The organism is Pseudomonas sp. SB113 (genome assembly GCF_040754745.1).
Classification (GTDB): Bacteria; Pseudomonadota; Gammaproteobacteria; order Pseudomonadales; family Pseudomonadaceae; genus Aquipseudomonas; species Aquipseudomonas grimontii.
In genome coordinates this window covers 90,837-104,863 of record NZ_JBFMHW010000020.1, presented here as the reverse complement: position 1 = coordinate 104,863, position 14,027 = coordinate 90,837, and the positions used below count along the sequence as shown (strand labels likewise).

The following is a 14,027-nucleotide window of genomic DNA, read 5'->3' as shown; positions in this document are numbered from 1 at the left end:
CAGCCTCGCTTGCGCTCGGCAGCTGCTACGGATTTGCGCGGTGTTGGATAACGCGGTGCAAGTCGAATCGTCGCACCGCCCCTCCCACATTTAACACCGTAGGCCTTGAGGGATCAGCGATAAACCAGCCCGCCATCGATCAACGGTGCCTGCCCGGTCATATAATCCGCATCCGGCCCGGCCAGGTAGGCCACCAACCCCGCCACATCCTCCGGCGTTTCCGCCCGCCCCAAGGCAATCCCATCCACATACTTCTTATACGTCGCCCCTACTTCGGCGCCAGTAATCTCGGCCATGCGCTTGTCGATCTCCACCCACATGTCGGTGCCCACCACGCCCGGACAGTAGGCATTGACCGTGATCCCCGCACTCGCCAGTTCCTTGGCCGCCACCTGGGTCAAGGCCCGCACGGCAAACTTGGTGGCCGAGTACACGCCCAGCAGCGCAAAACCTTCATGGCCGGCAATGGAGCAGGCATTGATGATCTTGCCCTTCTGCTTGAGCGCCTTGAACTTATTGCCGGCGGCCTGGATGCCCCACAACACGCCCTGCACGTTGATACCCAGGGTACGCTCGACCTGTTCCGGGCTGACGTCCAGCAGCGAGTCGATCTGCGCGACCCCGGCGTTGTTGACGATGATGTCGAAGCCACCAAGGGTCTGATGTGCATGCTCGACCGCCGCCACCACCTGGTCGCGCTTGGACACGTCGGCGATAAACACCGAGGCCTTGCGCCCGAGGGCCACGACTTCGGCGGCCACGGCTTCCAGCTTGGCGCCATTGATGTCGACCAGGGCGATGTCGGCACCGTCCTGTGCCAGGCGCAGGGCGATGGCCCGACCAATGCCCTGCCCCGCGCCGGTCACCAGCGCAACTTTTCCAGCGATACTCATGATGATCTCCTGCAACGATGAGAGAGCGTTGTCTATCGCAGGTGCCTGCACGGGCTGTCGAGGCGCAAAGGGTTTGGCGTAGGCGTTGAGACGCCCTGTCTCAGCGCACGCCCCCGTACCGGACGCTTGTAAAACCTGGCCGTTATGCCTAGCTTATGCGCCCCTCGCCCTGCGCTTTAAGGCCCTGCCCCATGGTTTTGCGTTTTCGTCCCGTCGCCAGTACACGTTTCGCTCTCGGCCTGCTGCTCAGCGGCGGTATCGGCAACAGTTGGGCGGCGCAGGTCGAACTGCCGGCGGTGCAGGTCCAGGGCCAGGACGAGTCCGGCTATCGCGCAGACACCGCCTCGGTCGGCGGCTTCAATGAGGCGCCGCTGCTGGACACCCCGGCCTCGATCACGGTGATCAACGCCGCCATGCTCAAGGACCAGCAAGCACGCCTGCTCAGTGAAGTGCTGCGCAACGACGCCTCGGTGGGCGACAGCTACGCGCCCATCGGCTACTACGAAAATTTCGTGGTGCGCGGCTTCTCGCTGAATGCGGCGAGCAGCTACAAGATCAACGGGCGCACCATCACCGGCGAGCAGAACGTCGCCCTGGAAAACAAGCAGCAAGTGGAAGTGCTCAAGGGCCTGGCCGGTTTGCAGAGCGGGATTTCCGAGCCCAGCGGCGTGATCAACTACGTGACCAAGCGCCCGGAGGATGTGCGCTCGGTGACGGTGTCCACCGATGACCGCGGCAGTGGCTATATCGCCACCGACGTCGGCGGCTGGTTTGGCAGCGAGCAGCAATTCGGCCTGCGCGCCAACGTCGCCCACGAAGACCTCAATTCCTACGTGGAGCACGCCAACGGCCAGCGCGATTTTGTGTCCCTGGCCTTCGACTGGAACATCAGCCCCGACGCCGTGCTGCAACTCGACGCGGAATACCAGAACAAGCAACAACGCTCGGTGCCGGGCTACCAGTTGCTGGGCGGCACCGAGGTGCCCAACGGCGCCTCGCCGAAAAAACTGCTGGGCCACCAGAGCGGTTCCAAGCAAGTCGGCATCGACGCGTTGAACCTCAACGGCCGGTTCGAATACCGCTTCAGCGACCAGTGGAAAGGCAGCGTCAGCGCCGCGCGCAGCAAGGTGGTGATCGATGACTACAGTTCGTTTGCCTGGGGCTGCTATGGCTCGACCAGTTGCACCTCCAGCGTGCCGAACTACTTCAGCCCCGAAGGCAACTACGACGTCTACGACTACCGCAGCCCCGACGACACCCGACGTGACGATGAAGTCCAGGCGGCGATGACCGGCTTGTTCGACACCGCAGGCATCGGCCATGAACTGACCTTCGGCACCAGCGCATTTCGCCGGGTGATCGACAAGCGCAAGGCCGTCAACGAGTACATCGGTACGACCAATATCGACGATGATGCGCCGACGTTCACGCCCACCGACAAACCGTTGAACGACAGCCATCGCACCCTCGACAGCCGCCAGTACGGCCTGTTCGTCACCGACCGCATCCGCTTCAACGAGCAATGGCAAACCATCCTCGGCGGTCGCGAAGTGCGCCTGGATGAAAAAGCCTTCGACGGCGTCACGGGCGACCAGGCCCGCCATACCCAGCAATACGTGTTCCTGCCCCAGGCGGCATTGATCTACAAACCGGTGGAAAACATCTCGCTGTACACCAGCTACAGCAAAGGCCTGTCCTTGGGCGGCACCGCACCGTGGTTTGCGAGCAACGCCGATGAAACCCTGGCCCCGACCACCTCGCGGCAAATCGAAGCCGGGGTGAAATACGACTGGCGCCGCATCAGCTTCGCCGCCGCTGTGTTCCAGACGCGCCAGGCCTACCAGTACGCCAAGCCAGAGGGCCCCGGTGCCTTCACCTATGTGCAACAGGGCGAGCAGAAGAACACCGGCGTGGAACTGTCGGCCAACGGCTGGGCCACCGACCGCCTGCAGATTTCCACCAGCGTGGCGGCGATTCGTGCACGGGTGAACGGCAGCGGCACGCCGGAATACGAAGCGCACCAGGCGATCAACGTGCCCAAGCTGCGCGCCAGTGTGTACGCCGATTATGCGTTGCCGTGGGTGAATGGATTAGCCGTGCTCGGCGGCGTGCAATACAGCGCCAAGAAGTACGCCAACCGCAGCGGCAATGTGGAGGTGGGAGATTATGCGGTGGTCAACGTCGGCAGCCGCTACACCACCAAGGTCGACGGCTACGAGACGGTGTTCCGCCTGAGCGTCGACAACCTGTTCGACAAGCGCTACTGGCGCGACGCGGGCGAGTACATGGGCGATGACTATCTGTTCCAGGGCGCGCCACTGACGGCGCGCCTGAGTGCTTCGGTGAACTTCTGACACTTACCCCTGTGGAGAGGGAGGTCCCACTACCTCTTCGAAGTAGCGCTGTCGCGCAGCAAACTGGGACCTCTGTGGCAAGCGGGCTTGTCCCGCGTTGGGGTGCGAAGCGCCCCTGATAAAGACGAATGAGGGGTGTATCAGGCACTCCTCTGCGCCTGGTTTTGGGGCTGCTGCGCAGCCCAACGCGGGACAAGCCCGCTCGCCACAAAGAGCCGTCTTCAACCTTCTTATTTAGGCATCTTGCGAAACCCTACCGCGAGGCGATTCCAGCTGTTGATGGTGGCGATGGCCACGCTCAGGTCGACTTGCTCCTGGGGGCTGAACTCGGCGGCGAGCGCCGTGAAGTCTGCGTCCGGCGCGTGGGTCTGGCTCAGCAGCGTCAGGCTCTCGGCCCAGGCCAATGCCGCGCGTTCACGCGGGGTGAAGAACGGCGTTTCGCGCCAGGCCGACAGGGTGTAAAGGCGACGCTCGGTCTCGCCGCCCTTGCGGGCATCGGCGGTATGCATGTCCAGGCAGAACGCACAGCCGTTGATCTGCGACACACGCAGGCGTATCAGTTCCAGCAGTGGCAGCTCGATGGAGAGTTTGCCGACGGCGGCTTCCAGGGCGAGCATGGCTTTCATGGCGTCTGGGGAAGCAGTGTAGAAATCGGTACGGGCTTGCATGAGGAACTCCGGAACGGTGGGAAGTGGTGGCTAGGTTAGCCACCGGGCCGTAGGGGAGAAATAGCCAATTGCGGGGAAGAACAGGTGACCAATGGAGCGGTGTGCGATCAACCCGGCAATGGAATCACCCGCAACGGCCTCACCGATTTATAGGAAAAACTCGAATAGATCTCCTTGACGCACGGCAGCGTCTGCAACACCTCCCGCGCAAACTCGCCGAACGACTCCAGGTCCTTCGCCACCACTTCCAGCAGAAAGTCATAGCGCCCCGATACGTTATGACACGCCACGATTTCCGGAATATCCAATAAGCGTTGCTCGAACGCCCGGGCGATTTCCTGGGTGTGGCTCTCCATCATGATGCTGACAAACGCCGTCACCCCATACCCCAGCGCCTTGGGCGAGAGGATCGCCTGGTAGCCGCTGATCACCCCGCTTTCCTCCAGGTTCCTGACCCGTCGCCAGCACGGTGAAGTGGTCAGGGACACGCGGTCGGCCAGCTCGGCCACGGTTAAACGGGCATTGCCTTGCAGGGCGTTTAATAACGCTTTGTCGGTGCGATCCAGCGTGACGGGCATGTTTTGCCTCTATTCATTGTTTTTAGTGTTTTTTCATCCCGGGACAGGGAATTTGTCGGCAAAGTTTGGAACATCCAGCCGTGATTATAAGCATAGCATTGTAGGAAATAAGGAGCGCCCGACATGAACAATAAACACACTGCATTCGGCTTTTCCACCCGTGCCATCCACCACGGCTACGACCCCAAGGACCACCATGGCGCGCTCGTGCCGCCGATCTACCTGTCGGCCACCTTTGCGTTCCCCACTGCCGAATACGGCGCCGCCTGTTTTGCCGGTGAGGCCAGCGGTCATTTCTATACGCGCATTTCCAACCCGACCCTGGCGCTCCTGGAATCACGCATGGCCACCCTGGAAAACGGCGAGGCAGCGGTAGCGTTCAGTTCCGGCATGGGCGCGATTGCCGCGACATTCTGGACCCTGCTGCGCCCAGGCGATGAGGTGATCGTCAGCCAGACGCTCTACGGCTGCACCTTCGCCCTGCTGCATCACGGTATCGGCGAGTTCGGCATCAAGGTGCGCCACGTCGACCTCACCGACCTGGCCGCCCTGCAAGCGGCGCTCAGCCCCGCCACCCGCATGATCTACTGCGAGACCCCGGCCAACCCCAACCTGCAACTGGTGGACATCGCCGCCGTGGCCGCCCTCGCCCATCAACAGCCGAACGTCACCGTGGTGGTCGATAACACCTACTGCACGCCTTACCTGCAACGTCCCCTGGAACTGGGCGCCGATGTGGTGGTGCACTCGGCCACCAAATACCTCAGCGGTCATGGCGACATCACCGCCGGCATTGCCGTCAGCAACCAGGCCCTGGCCCAGCGCATTCGCCTGCAAGGCCTCAAGGACTTGACCGGTGCGGTGATGTCGCCCCAGGACGCTTCGCTGTTGATGCGCGGCCTCAAGACCCTGGCCCTGCGCATGGACCGCCATTGCAGCAACGCCCAGGCCGTGGCTGAAGCCCTACAGGCGCATGCGGCCGTGGAGTGGGTGACGTATCCGGGGCTGCGCAGCTTCGCGCAATACGAATTGGCGGCGCGGCAGATGAGCCAGGCCGGCGGCATGATCGCCTTCGAACTCAAGGGCGGGATCGACACCGGTCGACGCTTCATGAATGCCCTCAAACTGTTCACCCGCGCCGTCAGCCTGGGCGACGCCGAGTCACTGGCCCAGCACCCGGCGAGCATGACCCATAGCACCTACACCCCTGAAGAACGCGCGCACCACGGCATCAGCGAAGGGCTGGTGCGTTTATCGGTCGGGCTTGAGGACGTTGCCGACCTGTTGGCGGACGTGCAGCAAGCGTTGGCCAAGTGCACCGGCGTCGTGCCACGCCAAACGCTCAAGCCTCTCGCGCCTTCACCTTCAAATGCCGCGCATACCAAGGCCGCTTCGGCACGCGCTTGAACAAGCCCAGCAGCGCGTCATCCTCGGCACCGAAGGTGATGCGCAATGCGAGCTTCATGGTCTCCGGGTCCATCTCCATCGACCGGCCCATCTGCAACCCCGGGGTGGTGCTGCAACCATGGGTGTCCGGGCCCAGCCAGGGGTCGCCGACTTCGACCCAGCGTCCCGTTGCGAACCAGGCCACGCCGTTGACTTCCAGGCGGCTGACTTCGCCGGGGTTGAAGCGTTCGTGGGCGCGGTACCAGTCTTCTATGCGGTCGTCGATCCAGCCGTGGAAGTGCCAGAACACCGGGTTTACGTGGGATGAAAACGGGTCGCCGAGGAAGTCGTTTTCGGCCGCGTACCAGCGCGCAGCAAAGTCTGCCGGGTCGCGGGCCAGGGGCACCGGGGCGCCGTTGGACGGGTCGCGGGGCACCGAGGCCCAGCGCATGTGCAACCAGTCGTGCAGGCCCAGTTCCATTTCCGAACCCAGTTGGCCCAGGGTGCGTTTGGCCAGGTAGCGCGGGTCGCGGTATTGGGATTCCCAGACCTGGAAGTTGCTGTGGTAAGTCTCGGCGGCCTTGATGTCGGCGACCCACTGGGTGTACTCGCTGTCATCCGGCTCCGACCAGGTGGGCGGCAGCGCGAAGCCGTCGTGGTTGTCGAAGTAACGCAGGAAGCCCAGGCGATCGCGTTCCAGCGCCGGTTGCGGTTCGGGGAATGCCGGCCACGAGGGCAAGTCCTGCATGGATCGCGCGGTGCCGAGCATATGGCGGTGCATGAAGAAGAAGTCGATGCCCGAACCGTTGCGGTCTTTGAGCTTGCCACGGGCGTCGCGCTCCTTGCCGCGCGGGCCGGGTTGCCAGCCGATGCCGCGCAGGGCGTCGCGTTTTGCTTCGGAGAGTTTGTGCCACTGGTCACGGGTGGCGTGCCATAGCTGGTGAAACAGGCGGTGCTCAGGAGCAATCAGCCAGGCCAGCAGGGTCGGGTTGAGGCCGATGCGTTGGCGGGCTTCGGGAAACAGCTGTTTGTGGGCGACGAAGCGGTGGTCGCGCTCGGTCAGGGCCAGGGGTCGATCCAGGTCGAGGATTTGCCCGCTGAGGGTGCCGCTGCCGGCATTGCCGAAGTCGGCCCAGACTTCATCGAGGGTCATCTTGAACTCATAGGCGGGCCTGCCGTCGAGCGCGTCGCGGTCGATCAGGCGCCAGTAGAGCAAGGCGCCCTCGCCCGTCAGCAGGTCACCGAGCACGCGGTAGCGCGGTTCGCCTTCGCCGCGCAGGTTGGCAGCGGTGTCCAGGTAGCCGCGCAGGCCACGGCCACGGGGGGCGATGTCGAGCAGCAGCTCCAGGCCTTGCACTGGCAAGCCCTTGAGGCCGGCGTCGCGGCCTTCCAGGCGCAGGCTCCACACCCCGCGCAAGGTGTTGGCCAAATGCTGCCCGGCGGTGTCGGCCAGGTCCACCGTGGCTTCGCCGGGGGTGATGGGCAATTCTTCTTCTCGCGTCAACTCGCGATGGGCATAAAAGGCGGCCGGTACAGCCGCGCCGGTCAGCGCCAGGCCTGCGATGAACCCACGTCGAGAGATGGTCATTGTCTACCTTAGGAAACGGCTTTATCAGAGCTAGAACGTTTGCAGGCCGGGGAAATTTACCGCACCGCTATCGGCGCCTAAATTTCCCCGCCCATCACTCGTTCTTCCCTGATAGCGAAGGCCTCAACTGACTGAGATGGCAATGACAAAACCACGTTCGAAAAAGGCGCTGTACATCGGCTTGCCGCTGGCACTGGCCATCGGTGCCGGCGCAGGCTTCCTGGCCTGGGATCATTGGTTCAAGGGCAATGCCGGCTACCCGCTGGCAGTGATCAAGCAGGCCAATGAAATGCAGGACCGCCTGCTGTCGTTCGACAGCCATATCACCGTCCCCATGGACTTCGGCACCGCCGGCAACGAGGCGGATAAGGACGGCAGCGGCCAGTTCGACCTGGTCAAGGCGGCACGCGGGCGCTTGTCTGGCGCAGCCCTGACGATTTTCGGCTGGCCGGAAATCTGGAATGGCCCCAACGCGCCGCACAAGCCCACTGACGGCTTTGTCGAGGAAGCACGCCACGAGCAGGAAGTGCGCTACAAGATCATCTCCGGCATGGTGCGTGATTTCCCCAACCAAGTCGGGATCGCCTATACGCCGGATGACTTTCGGCGCCTGCATGGCGAAGGCAAGTTCGCGATCTTTATCAGCATGCTCAACGCCTACCCACTGGGCAATGACCTGAATCAGCTGGACCTGTGGGCGGCACGCGGCATGCGCATGTTCGGCTTCAGTTATATCGGCAATAACGCCTGGTCCGACTCATCACGCCCGCTGCCGTTTTTCAATGACTCCACCGACGCGCTCGAAGGCCTGTCGGACATCGGCAAGCAGGCCGTGCATCGCCTCAATGACCTGGGGGTGATCATTGATGTGTCGCAGATGTCGACCAAGGCATTGGAGCAAGTCGCGCAACTGAGTCGCACGCCGATGGTGGCGTCCCACTCGGCACCGCGCGCATCGGTCGACATCCCGCGCAACCTCAGCGACAAGGAGCTGCAGTTGATCAAGAACAGCGGCGGCGTGGTGCAGGTGGTGGGCTTCCCCGCCTATATACGCCCCCTGAGCCAGCCGACCCAGGACAAGCTCAATATCCTGCGGGCGCGTTTCGACCTGCCGCCCTTGCCCAACCTGGCCATGGCCCTGATGCCGGGGGACGCAATCATCGCGGCATGGCCGGAACAGAAGTTCGGCCAGTACGCCCAGGGGCTGTACGGCATTCTTGAAGAAGAGCCCAAGGCCACGCTCAAGGACTGGGGCGACGCCGTCGACTACACCGTGCGCAAGATCGGTATCGATCACGTCGGCATCGCTTCGGACTTCAACGACGGCGGCGGCCTCGACGGCTGGAACAACGTCGGCGAAATCCGCAACGTCACCGCCGAACTGATCCAGCGCGGCTACTCCGAAGCCGACATCGCCAAGCTGTGGGGAGGCAACTTCCTGCGGGTCTGGGACCAGGTACAAAAAGCCGCCAAACCCTTGGCCAACCGCTAATCACCTAGAAGCAAGTCCATGACCGACCGTCGTACGTTTCTCAAGCAGGCAGGGGTATTCGCCGCCAGCCTGCCATTGGGCGCTGCACGCCTCCCGCAAGCACTGGCTGCCAACACAACGGATGACCCATGGACGGGGTTCAAGCAGTTGTTCAACCAGGATCCGGATTACCTGCACTTCTCCAATTTCCTGGTGGCTTCGCACCCCAGGCCGGTGCGCGAAGCCATTGAGCGTTACCGCCTGCAGATTGACCGCAACCCAGGGCTCGCCATGGACTGGGACCGGGAGGAAACCTGGAAACGCGAAGGCCAGGTACGCGAGTGGGCCGGCCGCTACCTCAAGGCCACCCCGCCGCAGATCGCCCTCACCGGCAGCACCTCCGAAGGCTTGGCGATGATCTATGGCGGGCTCAAGGTGCGCCCGGACCAGGAAATCCTCACCACCGTGCATGAGCATTACGCCACCCAGAACGTGCTGGATTTTCGCGTGCTCAAGGAAGGTACCCAGGTACGCCGGATCACACTGTTCGAGCGTGCCAGCCAGGTCTCTGCCGACGAAGTCTTGGGAAACATCCAGCGCAATATCCGCCCCAACACCCGCGTGCTGGGCATGACCTGGGTCCAGTCCGGCAGCGGTGTGAAACTGCCCATCGGCGAGATCGGCAAGCTGGTGGATGAGCACAACCGCAACCGCGACGACAAGGACCGCATGCTCTATGTGGTGGACGGCGTGCATGGTTTCGGCGTGGAAAACCTCGACTTCCCCGACATGCACTGCGACTTCTTTATCGCCGGCACCCACAAATGGATGTTCGGTCCGCGCGGCACCGGGCTGGTCTGCGCGCGCAACCCCGAAAACAAGTACGTCACACCCATGGTGCCGACCTTCTCCGAAGACAAGGACTTCGCCACCATCATGACCCCCGGCGGCTATCACGCCTTCGAGCATCGCTGGGCGGCGGATGAGGCCTTCAAGCTGCATTTGCAACTGGGCAAGGCACCGGTGCAGGCGCGCATCCATGCGCTGAACGCCGAACTCAAGGACCAGTTGCTGGCGCATCCGCGGATCGAACTGGTCACGCCGCGCAGCCGCGAACTGTCCGCAGGCTTTACCTTCTTCCGGGTCAAGGACCAGGACAGTGATGCGGTGGCGGCCTACCTGCAGAAAAACCGCGTGGTGATCGACGCGGTGGACCGCGATGTCGGCCCCGTAATCCGCACAGCACCCGGCCTGCTCAACAACACCGACGAAATCCAGCGCTTCATGACCCTGCTCAGCCAGCGGTTGTGACCCTCCTTCCCCCTTTGCACGCGAGGCCTACATGACTCCATTTCGACTCAAACCCCTGACGGCCCTGGCGTTGACCGCCCTGTGCGGCGCGCTGCTGCCAGGCCTGGCCCAGGCTGCCGCACCGCAACCGGGCAAAGTGTTCAAGGACTGCAAGGACTGCCCGGAAATGGTGGTACTGCCAGCGGGCACGTTCACCATGGGCACGCCGGAAGATGAAGTCGGCCGCGAGCCGGACGAAGGCCCGATGCATGACGTGACCTTCTCCAAGCCGTTCGCCATGAGCCGCTTCCAGATCACCGCCGGCGAATGGGACAGCTATATCCGCCAGACCGGCGTGAAGATCGCCGACGGCGACACCCGCCCCGGCCGCGAATGCATCGCCAGCAAGCCGCGCTACCCCCAGGGCCCGCGCCAGCCGGCAGTGTGCATGGACATGGACGACATCAAGAACTACGTGGCATGGCTGTCGAAAAAGACCGGCCAGCAGTACCACATGGTCAGCGAAGCCCAGCGCGAATACGCCGCGCGCGCCGGCTCCACCGGGCCATTCCCGTTCCCGTTCGACGAGGGCAAGGGCTACAGCATCGCCGAGCATGCCAACACCTACGGGCCGGCGGACGGGTACAGCTATTCTTCGCCGGTAGGCAGCTACCCGCCGAATGCGTTTGGCATGTACGACATGCATGGCAATGTCTATGAGCGGGTGGCCGACTGCGAGCACCCCAACTATGTCGGCGCACCGACGGATGGCAGCGCGTGGATGGAGCCGAACTGCGAGGGCTACCAGATTCGTGGCAATGACTGGGGCGAAGCGCCGGTGTTTTCACGCTCGGGCAACCGCAACAACATCTACCCGCAAACGCGGGGGGATTGGATTGGCTTCAGGGTAGTGCGCGATCTCTAAAGCTGACGGGATTTAATGTGGGAGGGGGCTTGCTCCCGATGGGGTGCGGCAGTCGACATCGCCATTGACTGATACTCCGTCATCGGGAGCAAGCCCCCTCCCACAGTCAAATCGTGCGCGGCTTAGACCCCCTTCTGCGCCAACAACTCCAAACCTTCATGCAGCGCCGGGAACAGGCTGTTGTTGAAGTTGTTCCAGCGCAGTTCGAGGATGGTGTCGTCCGGCGAGATCTCGGTCTTGAGTACGTCGTGGAACACCTCGCCGGAGTCGATGCCGTTGTCCACGTAGTGGAAGGAGGCGCCGGTCAGGTACAGGGGCTCGGATGGCGTGGTGGCCTTGGTCACCCAATCCGTAACCGTCAACCCACGCGCACCGTACAGCGCATTCCAGGTCGCATAGGCCCCACGGCGCTCGTAAGGCGATTCGATACGGGTGATACCGGGGTGAATGTTCATGATCCTACGGGCAAACGGCGCACCGGGGCGCACCAGCTCGTCCAGGATCACCAGCAGGCCGTCCAGCACCACAATATCAGCCTTCAACTCCACCAGCGTGTCATGCAGGCGGCGTTCGAAGTCCTGCTTGCCGGCGATATGCTCGGCGCTGCCCCGTGGCAGGCGGCGATAGGTGGACGGCACGCTCAACAGCAGGTCGTTGACCAGGTGGCCCTGCACCTGCAAGTCCGCCGGATAAAGCCACTGGCGCCCCGGTTTATAGGCAAACCCATAGTCGGCCACCAACTGCTGGTCGCGCGGGCTCTGCTCATCGTCGTCATACACCACGCCCACCAGGTTGTAGGCGTCGCCCAGGGACGTGTCGTTGAGCGATCCCACCAGAAACTCCAGCACCGATTTCATGTAGCGCTCGTGGTCCTTGTAGGCCACTGGCTGGCCGGCCTTATCGGCAGCGGCATTGCGCAGGGACCACACGTACACCAGATTCTTTTTCGTCATTGTTTCGCTCTCGCTGGATAGATCAGGCACGCGCCAATACGCGTGCGCCTACACCACAAGAACGAACCAGATGCCGGTCAATTTATCCACCAACCGCACCGCCGGGCACACCGAGCTAAATCGTCGCGCCAACACTTCGTTTGTCATGGGTAAGGGTCTGTGTGCCCAGCCCCCTCTTTTTCACTTTCCGGGAAGTACTTATGACCGACCCCAAGCGCGGCGCCTTCAACGGTTTGCTCGCACTGCTCAGGCCGTTTCGCACCATCGTGACGGTCTCCATCGCCCTGGGCATGGCGGGTGGCCTGGCCATCACGCTGTTGCTGGCGACGATCAACAATGCGCTGCACTCTTCCACCGGCATGACCCAGGGCGTGATCCTGAGCTTCGCTGCGCTGTGCGTGCTGGCGCTGACCAGTTCGATCGTCTCCGATATCGGCACCAACTACGTGGGCCAGCGGATCATCGCCGCCCTGCGCAAGGATCTCGGCGAAAAGGTGCTGTCGGCGCCCATCGAGCAGATCGAACAGTATCGCTCCCACCGCCTGATCCCGGTGCTGACCCATGACGTCGACACCATCAGCGACTTTTCCTTTGCCTTCACCCCACTGGCCATTGCAACCACGGTGACCCTGGGCTGCCTGGGCTACCTGGCATACCTGTCGGTGCCGATGTTCCTGATGATGGTGGTGGCGATCATCATCGGCAGCAGCGTGCAATTCATTGCCGGCGCCAAGGGCATTCGCGGCTTCGACGAGGCCCGGGACCAGGAAGATGAGCTGCAACGCTACTATTCGGCGATCGCCTCCGGCGCCAAGGAGCTGCGTATCCACCGGCCCCGGCGCTACCGCATGAACACCCACCGCATCCAGGAAACCGCTGACCGCATCAGCGATATCCAGGTGCGCTCGGTGAACATCTATATCGTCGCCAAGACCTTCGGCTCAATGCTGTTCTTCGTGGTCATCGGCCTGGCGCTGGCGATGCAGGCCTACAACCCGAACCCGGACCCGGCGGTGATCACCGGTTTCGTGCTGGTGCTGCTGTACATGAAAGGCCCGCTGGAACACGTTGTGGGTTACCTGCCGATCATCGGCAAGGCGCGCATTGCGTTTGCGCGCATCACCGAACTGTCGGAGCGCTTCTCCTCCCCTGAACCGCACTTGCTGATGGACGGCAGCGAAGCGCCGACACCGGTGGTGCACAGCCTGGAGTTACGCGGCGTGAGCTACAGCCCGCCGCCGGTGGAAGGCAGCCAGCCGTTCCACCTGGGGCCGATCAACCTGAGTATCAAGCAGGGCGATATCGTGTTTATCGTCGGCGAGAACGGCTGCGGCAAGACCACCCTGATCAAGCTGCTGCTGGGCCTGTACCAACCCGAGGCCGGGGAAATCCGCCTCAACGGCGAAACGGTGACCGACCCGGCGCGCGATGACTATCGCCAGCTGTTCACCACGGTGTTCGCCGACTACTACCTGTTCGACGACCTGGTCCAGGGCAGCGCCACCCAGTCGCTGGACAGCGCCGCCAAGTACCTGGAGCGCCTGGAAATCGCGCACAAGGTCAGCGTCAAGGACGGTGTATTCAGTACTACCGACCTCTCCACCGGCCAACGCAAGCGCCTGGCGCTGGTCAACGCATGGCTGGAAGAACGCCCGGTGCTGGTGTTCGACGAATGGGCCGCCGACCAGGACCCGGCCTTCCGCCGCGTGTTCTACACCGAGCTGTTGCCGGACCTCAAGCGCCTGGGCAAGACGATCATCGTGATCAGCCACGATGATCGCTACTTCGATATTGCCGACCAGTTGGTGCGCTTGAGTGCAGGGAAAGTCGTTGCGGAGTTGGAGCCCGCATAATTTTTTCCGGTTTATGCGAGTGCGAACGTCTCATATGCAGCAATGAGAATTAACCGCATTAAGTACCC

At 62.8% G+C, this 14,027-nt stretch carries 11 protein-coding genes; 6 read left to right on the top strand and 5 right to left on the bottom strand.

Annotated features, from left to right (window positions below; all coding sequences use genetic code 11):
- Window positions 1-113: 113 nt before the first annotated feature.
- Entirely contained in the window at window positions 114-893 is a 780-nt protein-coding gene (locus AB1462_RS23420; protein WP_259193885.1) for an acetoin reductase, read from the bottom strand.
- Between the two features lie 191 nt (window positions 894-1,084).
- Here AB1462_RS23420 and AB1462_RS23415 point away from each other — a divergent pair, with 191 nt between their 5' ends.
- Window positions 1,085-3,247, top strand: coding sequence for a TonB-dependent siderophore receptor (locus AB1462_RS23415; RefSeq protein ID WP_367248021.1), 2,163 nt, complete (start codon window positions 1,085-1,087; stop codon window positions 3,245-3,247).
- 230 nt (window positions 3,248-3,477) lie between these two features.
- Here AB1462_RS23415 and AB1462_RS23410 read toward each other — a convergent pair whose 3' ends face one another.
- Both AB1462_RS23410 and AB1462_RS23405 read right to left on the bottom strand, forming a co-directional pair.
- Complete coding sequence (locus AB1462_RS23410; RefSeq protein WP_053133396.1) at window positions 3,478-3,915, bottom strand: carboxymuconolactone decarboxylase family protein; 438 nt, start codon at window positions 3,913-3,915, stop codon at window positions 3,478-3,480.
- A gap of 107 nt (window positions 3,916-4,022) precedes the next feature.
- A complete protein-coding gene (locus AB1462_RS23405) occupies window positions 4,023-4,493 on the bottom strand; it encodes an Lrp/AsnC family transcriptional regulator (RefSeq protein ID WP_090405514.1) in 471 nt (156 codons plus the stop codon).
- Between the two features lie 123 nt (window positions 4,494-4,616).
- On the opposite strand from AB1462_RS23405, the gene AB1462_RS23400 reads away from it, so the two are divergent.
- Window positions 4,617-5,900 (top strand): methionine gamma-lyase, encoded by a 1,284-nt coding sequence (locus tag AB1462_RS23400; RefSeq protein WP_367248020.1) that lies wholly within the window; start codon window positions 4,617-4,619, stop codon window positions 5,898-5,900.
- Here the strand turns inward: AB1462_RS23400 and AB1462_RS23395 are convergent.
- The gene (locus tag AB1462_RS23395) at window positions 5,836-7,467 is read right to left on the bottom strand and encodes a PvdJ/PvdD/PvdP-like protein (RefSeq protein ID WP_259193888.1); all 1,632 of its coding nucleotides are present in this window, start codon (window positions 7,465-7,467) and stop codon (window positions 5,836-5,838) included. The two genes, AB1462_RS23400 and AB1462_RS23395, sit on opposite strands and share 65 nt — an antisense overlap.
- Window positions 7,468-7,609: 142 nt before the next feature.
- On the opposite strand from AB1462_RS23395, the gene pvdM reads away from it, so the two are divergent.
- From pvdM to AB1462_RS23380, 3 genes are read left to right on the top strand one after another with little or no spacing between them, the layout of a single operon-like run.
- Window positions 7,610-8,959: a pyoverdine-tailoring dipeptidase-like protein PvdM gene (gene pvdM / locus AB1462_RS23390; protein ID WP_367248019.1), complete on the top strand. Its 1,350-nt coding sequence runs from the start codon at window positions 7,610-7,612 to the stop codon at window positions 8,957-8,959.
- Window positions 8,960-8,977: 18 nt separating this feature from the next.
- Window positions 8,978-10,249, top strand: a complete 1,272-nt coding sequence (locus tag AB1462_RS23385) for an aminotransferase class V-fold PLP-dependent enzyme (protein ID WP_315339234.1) — start codon at window positions 8,978-8,980, stop codon at window positions 10,247-10,249.
- A 31-nt stretch (window positions 10,250-10,280) separates the two neighbouring features.
- Window positions 10,281-11,153: a formylglycine-generating enzyme family protein gene (locus tag AB1462_RS23380; RefSeq protein WP_367248018.1), complete on the top strand. Its 873-nt coding sequence runs from the start codon at window positions 10,281-10,283 to the stop codon at window positions 11,151-11,153.
- A 122-nt stretch (window positions 11,154-11,275) separates the two neighbouring features.
- Here the strand turns inward: AB1462_RS23380 and AB1462_RS23375 are convergent, their stop codons facing one another.
- Window positions 11,276-12,106, bottom strand: a complete 831-nt coding sequence (locus tag AB1462_RS23375; RefSeq protein ID WP_259193892.1) for a N(5)-hydroxyornithine transformylase PvdF — start codon at window positions 12,104-12,106, stop codon at window positions 11,276-11,278.
- Between the two features lie 200 nt (window positions 12,107-12,306).
- Between AB1462_RS23375 and AB1462_RS23370 the strand changes: the two genes are divergently transcribed.
- Entirely contained in the window at window positions 12,307-13,959 is a 1,653-nt protein-coding gene (locus AB1462_RS23370) for a cyclic peptide export ABC transporter (protein ID WP_259193893.1), read from the top strand.
- Window positions 13,960-14,027: the final 68 nt, after the last annotated feature.